This is a genomic window from Brotocaccenecus cirricatena (genome assembly GCF_020687045.1).
GTDB classification, from domain to species: Bacteria; Bacillota; Clostridia; order Oscillospirales; family Oscillospiraceae; genus Vescimonas; species Vescimonas cirricatena.
Genome location: NZ_JAJEPW010000005.1, coordinates 28,995 through 44,526, shown reverse-complemented (window position 1 = coordinate 44,526; position 15,532 = coordinate 28,995). Strand labels below are relative to the sequence as shown.

Here is a 15,532-nt window from a genome sequence, read left to right as displayed (position 1 = left end):
TACCTAATTCCGAATTGAAGTATTCTTTTCATTTCTTTTTTTGACCCTTTCTGCAAGGATACGAATTAATCTCTCGTAGTTGTATTTGACTGAAATGCATTGTTTACTGCCTCCTGATATAGAACGATAGGGACATCCACCCATGCAAACAGGCAGGAAAGCGCATTCTCTGCATTCCTCATATGAAGCTACCTGATAATTATTCCACTGGTCTATGTTCGATCTGTTGTTGCCACCAAAAATTGATCCATATGATCTTGTGTGCATGCCAATTTCGTTCCAACACTTGTAGAGGTCTCCTATCGGATCAATGATACACATAGTCTTGGTGACAGCGCCGCATATGGTTGGATTGAAGCATGGCAGATATATGAAGGAGTATCCACGATCAACATTCCGCTCATAAAACGATGCTTCAAACGCGGAAAACTCATGATCCTCCAAACATGTACCATTATTGCATGACCCGTGAATGTTTTCAACAGCAGCCAAATATAGCTGTACTTTTCCTCTCAGCCCATAGTTATCCAAAAAATCAAAAATATCATCAATACGATCTCTGTTACTCGCATCAACGTTAACGCGGAGATTTATCTTTAAATAGTCATTTGCTTCAGCCACATTAGATAAAATTCTATGGAAGGTATCTTGCCCGTTTGGGAGTCTGCGTCTTGCATTATGAATGTCTGGGGGACCATCAACTGTAACTTGCGCATATCCCACCTTTTGACGTTGCAAAAATTCCGCCATTTTACGATCAAGAAAATACCCGTTTGTAATTACTGACGCAGTAAAGCCACCGTCCTTGACATGTATGTTTTCGGTTATTCTTTGGATAATTTCTGGGCACAACAACGGTTCTCCGCCATACCAAGCAATTGAAACAGCTTCAGCCTCCTGCACATCGTTGTTAATGAAAGCAATTGTTTTGTCAATAACAGCATCAGTCATAGTGTTGTATCTATGTCCATCTTCAAAGCAGTATGGACACCTGAAGTTACACGACAGCGTGGGAGCAATTGTGTAACTTCTACTTGTCAAGTTTTCCCGGGCATAAGTTGATATTTGCAACAGTTCAGCAACTTCATCTTTTTGGTCATCTACAAAGAATCCACCTTTTTGCATATTAGTTGCAAAGTCTGAATCGGCTAAATATATATCTTGATACATTCGACTGTAGTATTGATTTAAAGCAATAACCGCTCCAGTCATTGTATTATAAATAACCATTCCATCATGGTTGTATGTGCACACATTAAAGCAAGAATGTTTCATTTTTCTTTCCCCTAAAGCAACTAATAAGACTGACAATAATACATATAAAAGGCATCTGGTGAGGGACTGGCACCAGATTACCTAATACTATGTTAACTATAGTTTTGCAAACAAAACTTAATAATACAGACCTGCAGTCCACAAGGATCAGGGTACGGATCTTTGTCTTCCATATCCCAACACACTCGGACTCCGCAAGCCACTTTAGGTTGTGCTGGTGGGGTTTGTAGCCACTCCATATAGAAATTCCTCCTTCGTCAATCAAAGAAAACTCCACAAACTGTAAGCTGCTTGCATTTGTTTCCCAAATACATCAAGCAAACTGCGTAAGGGGTACAACGCCCCTTACATGTAGCTCCAATGCAGGAACAAACAGACCCCATTGGTTCAAGGGCATCAACTTCGGGTTCTTGAATCCAGCTCATTTGTACCTCCTATCTTATAGAAATTTAGTCCCTGAGTAGCACTGGTTAATTTATTGCCAGCGGTTAGTGTTGTCTAACCGCTGGCTTTAGTGTGCCATATTTTCTCCGGTCTGTCAAGGAAAACTCTACATAAATATAGAGACTGTGTAAAATGATAGTTTGGCAGTGAAACATGAGTAGTAAAGGACAGAATTGCAATACTACTTTTGTCACAAATCATCTTTACAGAAGGATTTAAGTGCTCACTTAATGCTCCCATGCCTGCATCTTTGACCTTTTATGCATCCCCTTTTCTCTCTTTGCTTGCTGCCGCATACAACTCTGTTTCGCCTTCGTCTTTTCCAACCCACACTCATCAAGATATTCGGACGCGTTCCGTTTGACCCTACGGAAGCGGTCATAGTCGTAATTTTTGCCGAAGGTGGCCTTATCTTCTCCCTGACGTCCTCATTCGTACCGTTGCGCAGTTCTATGCGGGCAGTGTGCAGTTCGACTGGATTATCTGGACAACAACCGGCTCATCGCCCACTACTGTGGGTTCAATATCATGGAGCCGCTGCCGTCCTATTGGACTTATGGCCGTTTCCTGCGGCAGTTGGATAACGCTAGGTTAAAGTCTGTTAGGATCTTTATATTCCCCATCACCAAAGTGCATTTTAACCGCCCGCAGACCTTGTTTCCACCCCTTCTTCTCCGCCTGTTGCTCCTTAGTCACAAAGTTTTTCACTGCCCCGAAAAAATTCCTATTGTAAAAAGCCCTAATAGCTGAATATAGAATCAGCCCAGCAGCTTTGCCTTTATGCTGCTCTCCTTTACAAACGGGTCCGACCAGAAGCGGGAATCATAGGAGTGATTGACATTGTCGCCCTGAACGTAATAACAGTTTTCCGGCACAATCAGCGTAATGCCATTCCGAACGACAGCTTCGCCGCCGGATGCCGTAATTCGCTTTACAAGAAGCCTCCCATCCCGCTCAAAGATGATAATATCCCCATCGGTCAAATCTCCGTACAGCCGTGTCCCCAGAATAAATGATGCTTTCTTCAGTGTCGGTTCCATGGACTCAGTCGGGACATATCCGAGAAAGAGCACTGTTTTCATAAGGACAAGCAGCAGCAGTGAGGACAGGATCGGGATAAGCAGCCAGCGGTTATTCTTGAAGAGTTCCATAACTTCCTCCAAAACGCAAAACCCGCCCTCCGCAGTGTTTATACTGGGGAGGGCGGGTTTGCTGTATCGTTTTCAATTGTGCATAAATCAGAATGCCGCAAGGTCCGGATGCGACCTGAGATATTTCCTGGTGCGGGAGATTCGGGCGGCGACACATTTGTCGCTTTCCCCGAGTATGCTGCCGATTTCCGCGTGGGAATAGCCTTCGGCGCTGAGACGGATCGCCCGGATGCCTTTCGCCATCGCCTCGGAAGCGTTGGCCTCCAGCCGGTCGAGTATCATGCTCAGTTCGTGATGCTCGTCTAAACTATCTTCTTTCCCGAGCACCTCCGGGAGCAGTTCGCACTCCTTTGCCGCCCGGCGGTTGGCATAGATCAACGCCGTGCATATCTCGTTCCAGATTAGCCTGTATGCATACGTAGAGAAGCATCCGCCTTTATCGCTGTATGCCGCCTTGCAGAGGCCAATGCAGCCGATCTGATAGAGGTCATCGTAACTGTAGATACTGTTTTGACCGGGATTATGGACCTTGTCCTTGATCACCTTCCCGACCAGGCCGAGGTTTTGCTCCACTTTTCTCTGCTGGGGTTGTGTAAGCGTCATGATGCTTCGCCTCCTTTGCATGGGCGAAATCCGGCCGGCTGTTGTTTCCTGCGCCGCTCCAGGAGCTTCTTGCTTTCGGCGATGACCTCGTTGCAGTAATATTCACCGAGAAAGCCAATGTGCGCTTTGGAAAGCGGTACCTGCAGAAGCCCTGCCAGCCACAGGTAGGCGTCCTGCTTACTCATCAAACCGCTCAGATATAGTTGGTCGAAATAGTGGTGCGCCTGATTCCGAAGCGTGCGCAGCTCGCGGTTAGCCAATGTGCCGACGGGGATATTCGTGCCCGGATGGGTGCGGACATAAGCGTCACACCGCGGATAATTGCTGCAAACATATAGCATGGTATGGCTGTGGTTCTCATGGTAGATGCCGTCTGCGGAGCGCAGCACAACAGTGCCGCCGCAATACTGACAGCGCATGGCGGACGGGTTGATTCCTTTCTTCCTTTTCTTGTGTTTCACGGTTCCTTTCACCTCCGTCAGGATATAGAGAAAGGCCGGAAAACTGCATGAAAACCAAGGACGGCAAAGTCGGTTTCTACATACCGAGCACGTTCCTGTCATCAAAGCAGCTTTCCGGCCAATGAGTTCAGTTGTGGCTTGCACCGTATGGATCGCTCAGTGCGCAAATCCGTAACAGTTTCTCTCCCGCGGGGAGAGTCTAACTCCGGGAGCTCTTCCGAAGTACTGAAAGCCTGAGTGCAAGCCCCTGCCACGGTTACAGCTTAGCATATCAGGATCCAAAAGTCAAGCCTTAAAGTAATGTTTTTAATTAATTTATTATAAAATTTCTTAAAGTTTTGTGTTTTGCAATTCAGAACCAGTCTGGTGGAAAGAAACGCCTCTCCAAACTGCCCGCGCTCTCCAGAATGGCGATGTCAATATTCGTAATCATCCTCGTCATCGTCCTCATCGTCCGGATCATACGGCGAGCGTTCTGATGGACGCCGGTTCCGAACAAAGCGCATGGCGACCAGCGAACCTGCCGCAAGAAGGAGCCCTCCGCCGAACAGGATAATGTGCATCACGGGAATCCCGCCGACGGTAGGACGGCCCGTATCCTGCTCTTGCACATTCTGCGAAGCGGCGTCCGCGTTCTCCGCACTGTCTGTTGTCAGCGGCTCCTGTTCTTGTTGCGTCACATCAGGACTTGGGATATCGCCCGGCGACGGCACGGCGGCATTTAGAGTCAGGCAAGAAAGGACGTAGCTGCCGCTATTGCCCAGCTCGGTTCGTAAAATCCCGTCCTGCCCCACGGCAATCGTGCCCGGATAAAGGCCTGCATCCGTCTTGAGCTGGAATTCAACACCCGCCCATTGGGGGCCAAGCTGTACCTCAAGGATGACGGGCTGCGCGACTTGAAGCTCCGTGCCGTCCGTGTCATCGCCGGTAGCATAGACAACACCTGTACACATGAGGATGCAGCACAATAGCGCCAGCATTACGCCGATGCCTGTTTTCATCTTTTTCATAATGACCTCCTGTAATTTGCATAGAAAAAGACGGCCTGATCTCTCAAGCCGTCCTCTCTGATGCTGTATTTTGTTTTTACTTGATCGTGTCCTTGAGTGCCTTTCCCGCCTTAAAGGAAGGGGCTTTGCCGGCCGGGATCTCGATCGTTTCCCCGGTAGCCGGGTTTTTGCCCATCCTCGCGGCGCGCTCCTTCACTTCAAAACTGCCGAAGCCGACCAGTTGGATCTTGCCGTCGGTTTTCAGTGCTTCCGTGATACCGTCAAATACGGAATTGACCGCTATTTCCGCGTCCTTTTTGCTGAGATTGGCCTTTTCAGCCACATAAGCGACAAGCTCTTTCTTTGTCATAGACTTTATTCCTCCTTTTGCACCCGTTTACAACCGTGCACCATTATCCTTTGGTCTGGGCACAGTCAGTCATAGTCTCACGAGTGATGTGGGTATATTATAGCATGAAGAATTCTGATTGCAATGCTCTTTCCATGCTGCGTTCATCACCGGCAATAACTAAGAAAGGGACACCGTGTCCGCTGGGGATGAAAAAGCACATCGACCCACCGGAGAAAGACATGGACGCTTTCGACCTCTTGGATAAGATCCCCGGTGTCAGGCGTGGTCCAGGCGGCGTGATCTGCCTTTATGACAGGCTGGTCTCATTGAAGGGTTCGGATCGGGTCATTCCCATCAACTATCTCTGACATCTGTACTGCCCGCAGGATTTTGTCCTGCGGGCAGTTTTTGTATACCGAAAACCCCGCCATAGTGGCGGGGTTGAAAAGAGCTTAAGCGATGAGCAAAACAGCCTAATGTGCTAAACTGTAAAGAAAGCCTGCCAGCTAAAGAAGTTTAACACATTAGGAGGATGTTAAAATGACAGAACAAAATAACACCACGAACAGTTTAGCACACACAAAGTGGAATTGTAAGTACCACATAGTATTTGCACCAAAATACAGACGGAAAGTGTTCTATGCTGAGAAAAGAGAAGACATACGAGAAATAATACGGACACTATGCCAATGGAAAGGAGTTGAAATAATAGAGGGAGAGGTATGCCCCGACCATATACACCTGCTGCTTAGTATACCGCCGAAACTTAGTGTTTCCGGGTTTATGGGATACTTGAAAGGCAAGAGCAGCTTAATGATATTCCAAAAGTATGGTAATATGAAATTTGCATACAGGAATAGGGAGTTTTGGTGCAAAGGATATTATGTGGATACGGTAGGGAAAAACACGAAAGCTATAACAGAATACATAGCCGACCAGCTGAAAAGAGACAAGGAAGCTGACCAATTAAGTATATTCGACCCACGGGACCCGTTTACGGGTAGCAAGTAATGTGCGCAAGCTGGCAGGCGTTTTATGCGCACTTGTGCGCCGCTAGTATTATTAGGGCTATGCCCGAAACTGAAATACCCCCCGCTATGCGGGGGGATCTTTATTCACTGTTTGAGCGTGGCTTTTGCTGCAAGCACCCGCATTTAAGGCATACGCCGCCCGACCATACGTGCCGGCATTCCCGGCCCGGGGACTGCTTGACGCCCTTCTTCTCACGGTTCCGCGGCCGATTTCTTCTGCGCCTGTCGTTTTTCATATCGTTCCTCCATAACGAATCCGGGGATGTGCGTTCAAGCATATCCCCGGACAGGTGTTATTTACTTCTTCACGGCAATATGCTTGCCCGTTCTGCGCTTTTTCAGGTAGAAAAACGCTGTGCAGCCTACTCCTGCCGCCGCAAGCCCGAGCAGTGAGATCCAGAGCATAAGATCGGCGTCGTCTCCGGTCTTGGGAACATCCACCTTCGTCTTGTCGTTATGGATCTTTACCGTCAGCGTTTCATTTGCAACAAGCGTGATTTTGACGGGGTCTGCGATCTTGTACCCTTCGCTGGCGCTGTTTTTCAGTTCCGTGACGGTATACTCGCCGACGCGCAGCTTCTCAATGAAGATTTCGCCCTTGGCGTCGGTCGTAAACGTCATATCGTAGCCGTTGGCGCCGGTGATGCGGAACGCAAAGCCCTCTTTCTTTCCGTCGCTGGTGGTCTTAATAATCTTGAGGGAGCCCTTCAGAGCATGGTTGATAAAGCCCTTTCCGGCTTCGTTCTCAACGGTGTAGGTTTTTCCGTCGGTATCGATCTCCACATAGTAGGCTTTCTCGTCCGGAATAAAGCCCTCCGGTGCGGTTTTCTCCCTTACCAGTACGCCGCCGTACTCCAGATTCTTCATCCAGTAAACGCCGGCAGAGGACTCCTCCATGGTGCCGAGCAATACATCGTCCTTGTCCAGCGCCTTGTTCCCGTTAACATCACGGTAGACCTCGAATACCGCGCCGCTGAGTTTATTCTCGGGATAGTCTGCGTCATACTTCGTCAGTGTGACGCTGCCGCGGATAAGTTTGTTCGCAATCTTGATCTCAATGACCTGTCCCTGATCCTTGACCGTTACCGGGAACAGCTCTTCGCTCAGAACGAAGCCCTTGGGCTGCTCGATCTCGCGCACGAGCCAGTTGCCGGCAGGGATCTTTTCGAAGCGGAATCTGCCATCCTCGGCGGATACGGCTGTCAGCAGTGCGGTATCCTTCGTGAATCTCGTTTCGGATGCAGCAAACAGACCCATGACCGCACCGGAGAGTGGCTTATCGTTTGCATCAACCTTCAGACCCGAAACGGAGCCGTAGATCAGCTTATTCTCAATTACTGCGCCCTCGTTGGCAATCAGCTTGACAAGCTTCTTGTCTTGCCCGGCGTAGTCAAACGACACCGGATACTTCGTATCGCCAAGCCGGTAATGGCTGTCGGTAGAGATCTCCTGCAGGTAGAAGCGTCCAAAGGGGAGATCCGTCTTGCACGTCGCTTTTCCGTCTTTATTCAAGGACACCATCTCGATCAGGCCGTCCTGCGGGATGCTGCTGCCATCGGCTGCCACAAGCTTCTCGGCAGCATAGAGGCCGAATGTAACGTGCGTGAGCTCGTCACTTTGGCCAATGCCGAATAGCTTATCCGTTTCCATGGTTTTTACCAGACTGATCTCCACACGCTGGCGTTCATTGTACATATCTGCCCGAAGCTCGGTGACCTTAACCTCCTGTCCGGCATATACCAGCTCAACCGTATGCGGTTCGGTCTGAAGGGCCATGCCGTGCGGAGCTTGCTTCTCGGCGATCACATACTTGCCAAGGTAGAGTGCCTTACTGGCGGCCATGCCGTCCGATTGCGTGGTGACGGTGTCTACGATGTCTCCGGCCTTTGCACGCAAGGTTCCGTCGGGGGTGTAAATATCCTCCGCAGCAGCGATATCAAAGACTGCTCTAGGAAGTCCGGTATTCTCATATACAGGCCGGAAGATGGATCCCTCGTTTACAACGCTGCTGAAGACCTCGCCGGTCTTTTGGATACGGATGACGCCTTTTTGCGCCATGTTGGACTTTGTAACTGTCACGACAGCCTCTGACCCATCCACGGTAAACGGAACCGGGGCGGTATCCAGCACATAACCATGGCAGGTTGTCACCTCGATCAGCTCATAGCGGCCGTAGGGCAGCTCGCAGGGGAGCATCAGCGTGCCATCGTCTGCGGTATAGAATGTGGAGATGGTCACCGGAGCCGGATAATAGACGGTCTGTGAAATCAGTTCGCCGGAGGTAAGGTCTCTGACCTGAAAACCGATGCCCGCTGCCGGAATGATTTTCCCGGTCTCAGCATCGCGTTTTTCCACGCGGATAAAGCTGGTGATGGTCTGGTTGTTCAGGATATAGGAGTACAGGTGTCCGTCGGAGCTGATGAATACGGTGAAGTCCGGAACAAAGGCCTGTCCTTCCTGACCCTCGATCTGGTGTACGGTATAGCGGCCGTAAGGCAGATCCTTGGAAAGCGCTACGCCGTTTTCATCCGTCACGAGCAGATCGCGCTCGCTATCTTTGGCTGCGTCATAGCTTCCGGCACCGGAGAGATAAAGCTGAAACATCGCGCCTGCTTCCGGCTGCTCGATAATGCCTGCATTGCCGGAGGGGTTGAACTCCGCCGTCGGTACAGATCCGTTTTCGGGTTCTGGCTCCGCTTCATTCTGACCGGGAATCAGCGTATCGGCTGCTTCCGGCTCAGACTCGGCCGGCGTTTCCGTGTCGGCTTGATCGGGCATTGTGGTTTCTTCCGCTGCCGGTTCGGCTGCGTCCTTTGCATCATCGGAAGCTGCAGTTTCCTGCGCATTCTCCGGTGCGGCGGCGTCCGGGCTAACAAAATATGCGGAGCCTTCCGGCGCAGAGGGGTCCGTTGCTGCGGGGATCTCAGCCTCCGCCTGCGGGGTTGGCGCGTTCTCGGAGGTTTCCAGTTCGGCATCAATATGCTTGATCAGGCGGATGCTGCCTTTGATTACCGTTTCGGTCACGGCGTTAGCCGTTGTATTGTGTTCAACCGTATACTGACCAGGCGCTGCACCAACGGTATGTTCCGTCGTATCGAGGAGGTACCCCTCCGAGGGTTCCATTTCACGGATCGTCCAGTCGGTATCGCAGATATACTCTTTGCTGGTGAACTGACCATTGGCGTCTGTGTAATACACATCGACAAGCTTCCCGCCCTTGTAGATCCCGTATTTAGCGCCTGACAGCGTGGCGTCGCCCTGCGGTGTTCCGGTTTCTGCGTCCGTCTTGGTTACTGTCACGGTAAACTTTTTGAGGATATTGGCAAAGCTGCGCTCTGCCACCCGGTTCCACTGGATAGATACCGACTGGGGATCAGGGATAACGTAACGAACGGCCGTATCGACCTCCTCGATGGTATATGGGCCGCCAATCAGGACATTGCGGAACTTAGCCACGCCGGTGGAGTCCGTTACCGCATACTCATCGGCGTTCAGGCCGGAAAGGGATTTGCCGTACAAGCGAAACTTTACGCCCTCAACGAATCCGTCTTCCGAAGTCTTGGTCACCTCCAAAGCACCGCGCTTGAGCACGTTGTTGAAGGTCACGGTCGAGGTCTGCCCACCGACAATGGTGACCTGCTGTGAAGTCTGGGGCGTATAACGCTCAATGTCCGCTTCTGTTACGGTATAGGTGCCGGCCATGAGCTCGGATACGTCAATCGTGCCGTCGCGGCCGGTAGTCACAGTCTTGGTGATTCCGTTGCCAGAGATCGTGAAAGAAATGCCGGCCACAACGCCATCCTCACTGATCTTGACCAGGTGCATGGCGCCGAGCGCCTCCATCTCAAGCCGAAGATAGGCGCCGACAGGGTCTGACACATTTTCGCCGTAGGTGACAACGTCCTGAATGCCGGCGCCTTTGTTGCCGTCCGTCCAGACGACCACACCGCTTCGCACGCCGTTGGTCTTGCTGGCGCTTACGCGGATATCGCCTGCAATCGGCGTATCAGAGGTGATTGTCAGGCGGTTCCCGCTTCGGGAGAAGCTGATTCCGGGTTCCGAGGAGCTGAACGAGAAGTTCGACAGCACTCCATTGGTATCCGTCAGTGTCACGGTATATCGCGTGCCGTCGTATTTGAGTTCATAGCTGCGTGCGCTGCCAATGCTTCGTGCGCAGAAGCTGGGGATCTCTGCGTGACTCTGCACGCTGGCGGCCATGGAATTATAATAGGAGCGGATCTGGCTGCGAAGCGGATGCTCGTCCCGGATATAACTCCAAACCGCGCTCTTCCCATATCCGGAGGGGTCCACCTTGTTGAAGCTTGCGTCACGCTCGCCGACAACCGTCTCCCAGACCAGCAGCTGCGTAGCGATTGCATGGCTGAGCGCAGCTGCATCCGAGGCGTTCTGAGAACGCCAGGATGTGGATATATTGCCCTGATAGCCATACTGCATGATCCGGCCAAGCAGGACCTTGATGGTATCCGGGGAAATGGTCGGATTGAGGTGGCTGGGGTAGTTTTCCCAAAATGTCTCATCCTTGTGGGAGAGAGTATCGCCGGCATTTTGCCCGATGCCGGGCTCGATGCAATACGAAACCTGACCGTTATAGGTGCCGATGCTATGCACCGTTGTGTATTTGCTGTTGAGAAACCGCCAACCGCCCATCAGAGACGTGGCAGAGTGGCCCCACGCCGTCGCAGAGTAGTTGCTGTCACCGTCGCGTGGGAAATCCACCATGTAAGCGTCTACCGTCGTTGCGGCAAACACAGGTGTGCTGATAGACAAAAGCGTCATCATGCACATGAGCAGGGACAAGAATGCCGAAAGGGCTTTCTTGAACGTTTTACGTTTCATCGTTCCTTTACCTCCTGTTTTTTTGCAGCAAAGAAGCGCACCGTTTCCGATGCGCTTCTCGCTGCGTGATGTGGTTTGGCTCAGGTGCAGCCGATATACAGATCGTATCACGCTTCTGTTCTCAGCTGCGCCCAAACGCAGAAATATATGATGCCGTCTGCTGCGTACAGTTCCAGCCACGATTTGATATCCCGCGCCGGATGGATGGATATCTCCGGCGATAATGGGGGTATCCCGGCGTCCCGTTGCGGTAGAGTCATAGGTGAAACCAACTCCAACGCCGCGGTTTCGCGCAAATGAGGTTCGTTCATGGCCGGCTCTTTGAGTATGGCCGGTTCTGATTCCGGAGGGCTTGACGGCTGTAAGGTGTACTCCGGAGTGTCGCAGTATGGCTCCCGGCTCTCGCTTGAGACTTTTCCCCGGGTACTGCCGGGAGGCGGTGGGGTTGTCCGGTACGCGGATACGCACTGAGCATTACAGCAATATGCTCATCCTGCCAGATTGAAATAGCCACGATCCGCTTCGTCAACGCAGCGGCTGAGTATTTCAAAGAACCGTTCCGGCGTGAGCTCCGTATCCAGCCAGTGGGTAGCGCGATAGGAATAACAGCCGACGTCCTCATTGATGGCGTGGCTGCCCAACACGCTGTGCAGGTTCAGTTCGTTGGCAAGCTGCTGTTTTCGTGCGCCATCCGGGTTTCGGATCGCCTTAGCCAGGCAGACGACCAGCAGCGGGTGCAGCGGCGAGAACGAGATCTGCATATAGTAGCCGCGGTGATCCAGCGTCAGCGAAGTTTCGTCCTCCGCCTCCACCTTCATGTGGGACAGGATCATTCTGCGGGCTTTTTGCGCAAGATCCGTTCTTCTGACCTGCTCTGCGCGGGTCAGATCGTAATCAAGCATAGTTGTTCAACCTCCTTGTCATTTTCTGTTCGCTCCAGTCATCTCGGGGTAGCGATGTGTGTGATCGCTCCCCAGATTCGATTGGATTCGTTGTTGATGCCCAGAATCCGTACCGTTACGCGAGAGCCTCTGGGCGGGCGCCCGCGCTTAGGATAGCTGCACAGACAGTCGATGCCTCCGTCCAGTGAGACGAACACACCGTTCATGTCCACCATACTGACAGTACCTACATAGCGGTTGCCCACAGAATAACGCCGCAGCGCCTTTTCATAGGGATTCTCGCCGGCCTGCTTGATGGAGGCGCTGAGCCGGATACGGGTTCGGTCACTGCGGTCGATGCTCAGGATTTTAACCAGAATGCGCTGCCCGGGCTGAAAGCTGTCCTGCGCATCCAGCATACGCTGGTAGCTCAGCTCACGAAGAGGGATGTAGACCTCCAAGCCAAACAGATCCACGAAGATGCCGGCACGAATGACGGATACGACGCGAGCTTCCGCACAGATACCTTCGTAGAGCAGATTGTTTCCATCCCGGTCTGTACCGAAATAGTACGCTCGGCGCTTAGCGGACATAGCCTCAAGACGGCTGCCGACTGCAACGCCTGCCTTGGCGTCGATACCCTTGATGATGTAATCCACTTCCGCCCCCAGGCGCTTGGTGACCATATAGTGCAGCACATCCTCCGGAAGCCTGCCGCGGAAATCCTCCGGCGGCTCCACCGCCTCCTCCGCAGGAATAATAACCTTGATATCGCCATGATAAATGACTGCAAGAGAACGCGAGGGATGGTCAGCGGGGCGTTCGATGCCCTGAATGGTCCCGGTCAGGATCCGTTTGGTCTTTAAGGATTCTACCAGGTCCAGCAAATCGTTGCGGGCTTTGTCCGCTTCCGTTTCCACACTGGGGCGCTCGTCGATGGATACCACCGGCGACGCCGGTCTGGCAGCGGCGCGCCTGCGCGGCTTCTTCTCCGGAGCTTCGACGCCGTCGGATGCATCCCCGGGCGGTTCTGCCGCCGCTGTGTCAGACTCACTTTTCTTAGCTCTTGGTTTTCTGGTTCGGCGGGCCGGCGGGCTCTCTTCAGGCTTTTTCTCATCCAAGTCGGAATCGGTCTGGGACGCCGGAGCTTCCGGCGCAGTTAATTCATCGGATCCGGCCGGGAATTCTCCGGGAAGTTCAGTGCCCGATCCGGTCTGGGATACCGGTGCTTCCGGGGTGTTGCGCGCGGCGTCTTCGATCGGCATCCCTTCGGGATTCGCAGATTCGGAATCAGTCTGGCAAATGTCGATGAGATCAGCGTCTCCGGGCGCCCCTTCAGCGCTAAGCACTCTATCCGGCTCAGGTTCGGTTTCAGTCTGATGTAATGAGTGTTCATTGATGTTTTCTTCCGTTGCGGCCGCAAGAATTTCTTCTTCCGGGATCACCGCCGTTTTTTTCGTTGCCATTGTTTGATCCTCCGTTTCTTTTGTTTGAATATAAAAAGAGCGTCCCATTTCTGAGACGCTCATCTGCCGATAATGTGTTTTATTTGTTAGTCTGTCCGTATTGCCGATACGCTCGGTGTTTTGTGATATAGTCCAGTTGCTCGCCACCAATTTAACTATCTTTCAGCATTACAACATCACTAAAGTTAAATGTCAGCTTTTTAGTTAAAGCATTGAGTTCAAAACTCGCTCGGCGGTTTCGCGGAGCTGTACAGAGTTCTGCGTTTTGAGGGTATGGACGATGTGTGCGGCCGCTCCTCAGACACTGCGTGTGGCAAAGTCGTCTCGGTCTGGAGAAAAGGCGCTGCCGCGTGCGGGGGTGTGTAGTCAAGAATGCTGACGGGAGTCAATTCCTTGGCCAGCGGGTGGTCAGCATAATCAAATTTTTTCAGTTTCAGGACATTGTGTCCTCGGATGACCACCAGCAGTTCCTCGTTTGGGATGCGCAGCACCTCGTCCGGAGTCAGCAGCCGTCTGCGCCCCTGGCCCTCCGTCTGACGGTATTGGGGGATGACCTGCGCTACGGCAATGGTCTTGCGCACGGTCATGGTGGAGTTGATCTCCACCGACATATCGCCGCTCCGCGCGGAGAAGTACTCGGCGCTGACCTCATCGGTACAGCCCAGCATGAGCTGCACGTCCAGGTTGCCGACGATCTCCGCCCAGAGATTGTTGGGATACCGGTTCTGGAGCTGACCGAGGCTCTGCACGGCCAGCATCACATAGATCGCACGGCTGCGGATAACGCTGAGCGTACGGGCGAAATCCGAACCGTCCGCTGCGCTGCCGAGCTTGCCCACATTGTTGAACTCATCGAAGATGAGGTTGACCGGAACTTTGCAGCGCAGCTCCGGCGTGCTGTCGGCATAGCGCACCAACTTGATGAATAGAAACGAAAAGAACAGCGAGGACAGAAACGCCATCGTTGCGTCCTGATCGCTGAGTATGACGAAGTAGGCGCATTTGCGCTTGCCTGGCGCCGTGAGATCGATATCGCTGCGGCTGATGATGTCCCGCACAGCCTCGTTCTGTAAGACCTGTAACCGGGTGCCGAGTCCAAGGACGATGCCGGAACGCACCGTGTCGCTGGCCTGCGAGAAAAGATTGAACGGCGCACGGGCGGGGTGATCCAGCGGCAGCTTTTCAAAAAGTGCCGTCAGCTGCCGTTCGCTGTTTTGGGTCAGGAGCTGGTAGGCGGCCGCCAGGTTCTTCGTCTCCGGGCTGCGGCTCCTGTCCAGATCGATATAGAGCACCAGCGCTTTGAGCAAATTGGCCTCGCCGTTGTCCCAGAAATGGTCGCCCTTGCCCTCACTGGTGTTGGAGATGATGACATTGGTCAACACCTGCGCCAGCAGAGTATCGCCGTTCAGGTCTGACATGCAGTTCCATGAGTCGCCGTGCCGGGGGTCTACCAGGTTGAATACTTTTACCTCATACCCGTTCTTGCGGAACAACTCGGCGGTATCGTTATAGAGCTCCGCCTTCGGATCCGTAATGACCGCCGACTCTCCTCGCTTGAGTATGGTGAACAGCGCCGGACGGATCACGCCACGGGATTTTCGGGTACCGGATGCACCGAATACGGCGATGTGGCGGTTCAGTCTGGTGTCTTTAGGTAAGCAGACGACGCTGCCGTTTTTTTCGCCCAAAATGATGCCATCGGCCTGCGACGGAGGCTTGATCTCCAGAATCTCTTTCAGCTCCTTGTCCTTCATCCATGATGCGGTGCCGTAGGTTCCGTACTTGCTGCGGGTAAATCCGCGTTCATCGTAGTCCTTGGAGCTGAATTTATCGTGGAAACGCACATAGGCGGTGATACCGACCCCGGTCAGCAGCAGTATACCGATGCTTTTTAGCCCCGGGATGCTGAAGGCGCTGCCCAGACACACGATCGGATTCCAGTCTACGGCGCCGATGGTCGTTTGCCCTGTAAGACCGCCGGAATTCATCCAAAGCTCGTAGTTTATCAGCAATTGGCCAAGC

12 protein-coding genes are annotated in these 15,532 nt (G+C 52.5%); 2 read left to right on the top strand and 10 right to left on the bottom strand.

The genetic code is table 11. The features are described from left to right. Positions 1–3: 3 nt before the first annotated feature. From LKD37_RS03050 to hbs, 6 genes are all read right to left on the bottom strand, one after another. Positions 4–1,275: a radical SAM/SPASM domain-containing protein gene (locus tag LKD37_RS03050; protein ID WP_302927872.1), complete on the bottom strand. Its 1,272-nt coding sequence runs from the start codon at positions 1,273–1,275 to the stop codon at positions 4–6. A gap of 1,202 nt (positions 1,276–2,477) precedes the next feature. Further along, entirely contained in the window at positions 2,478–2,870 is a 393-nt protein-coding gene (locus LKD37_RS03045) for a S26 family signal peptidase (protein WP_302927871.1), read from the bottom strand. An 87-nt stretch (positions 2,871–2,957) separates the two neighbouring features. After that, positions 2,958–3,473 carry a sigma-70 family RNA polymerase sigma factor gene (locus tag LKD37_RS03040; RefSeq protein ID WP_243126067.1) on the bottom strand — a complete coding sequence of 172 codons (516 nt, stop codon included), beginning with the start codon at positions 3,471–3,473 and terminating at the stop codon, positions 2,958–2,960. Next, positions 3,470–3,934, bottom strand: coding sequence for a zinc-finger-containing protein (locus tag LKD37_RS03035; protein WP_302927870.1), 465 nt, complete (start codon positions 3,932–3,934; stop codon positions 3,470–3,472). The genes LKD37_RS03040 and LKD37_RS03035 overlap by 4 nt, the downstream gene beginning before the upstream one ends. Before the next feature lie 416 nt (positions 3,935–4,350). Beyond that, entirely contained in the window at positions 4,351–4,944 is a 594-nt protein-coding gene (locus tag LKD37_RS03030) for a hypothetical protein (RefSeq protein WP_302927869.1), read from the bottom strand. Positions 4,945–5,020: 76 nt separating this feature from the next. Further along, complete coding sequence (gene hbs, locus LKD37_RS03025; RefSeq protein WP_119980160.1) at positions 5,021–5,293, bottom strand: non-specific DNA-binding protein Hbs; 273 nt, start codon at positions 5,291–5,293, stop codon at positions 5,021–5,023. A 188-nt stretch (positions 5,294–5,481) separates the two neighbouring features. On the opposite strand from hbs, the gene LKD37_RS03020 reads away from it, so the two are divergent. Continuing rightward, on the top strand, positions 5,482–5,643 hold the full coding sequence (locus tag LKD37_RS03020; RefSeq protein WP_302927868.1) for a hypothetical protein: 162 nt from the start codon (positions 5,482–5,484) through the stop codon (positions 5,641–5,643). A 172-nt stretch (positions 5,644–5,815) separates the two neighbouring features. Further along, positions 5,816–6,286, top strand: a complete 471-nt coding sequence (tnpA, locus tag LKD37_RS03015; RefSeq protein WP_302927867.1) for an IS200/IS605 family transposase — start codon at positions 5,816–5,818, stop codon at positions 6,284–6,286. Positions 6,287–6,603: 317 nt separating this feature from the next. Here tnpA and LKD37_RS03010 read toward each other — a convergent pair whose 3' ends face one another. The 4 genes from LKD37_RS03010 to LKD37_RS02995 all read right to left on the bottom strand — a co-directional run bounded on the left by LKD37_RS03010 (position 6,604) and on the right by LKD37_RS02995 (position 15,522). Continuing rightward, positions 6,604–11,163: a SpaA isopeptide-forming pilin-related protein gene (locus LKD37_RS03010; protein ID WP_302927866.1), complete on the bottom strand. Its 4,560-nt coding sequence runs from the start codon at positions 11,161–11,163 to the stop codon at positions 6,604–6,606. 488 nt (positions 11,164–11,651) lie between these two features. Continuing rightward, positions 11,652–12,065, bottom strand: coding sequence for a hypothetical protein (locus LKD37_RS03005; RefSeq protein WP_069431242.1), 414 nt, complete (start codon positions 12,063–12,065; stop codon positions 11,652–11,654). A gap of 38 nt (positions 12,066–12,103) precedes the next feature. Then, complete coding sequence (locus LKD37_RS03000; protein ID WP_302927865.1) at positions 12,104–13,510, bottom strand: S1 RNA-binding domain-containing protein; 1,407 nt, start codon at positions 13,508–13,510, stop codon at positions 12,104–12,106. Positions 13,511–13,728: 218 nt separating this feature from the next. Beyond that, a complete protein-coding gene (locus LKD37_RS02995; protein ID WP_302927864.1) occupies positions 13,729–15,522 on the bottom strand; it encodes a VirD4-like conjugal transfer protein, CD1115 family in 1,794 nt (597 codons plus the stop codon). Between the last annotated feature and the right edge of the window lie 10 nt (positions 15,523–15,532).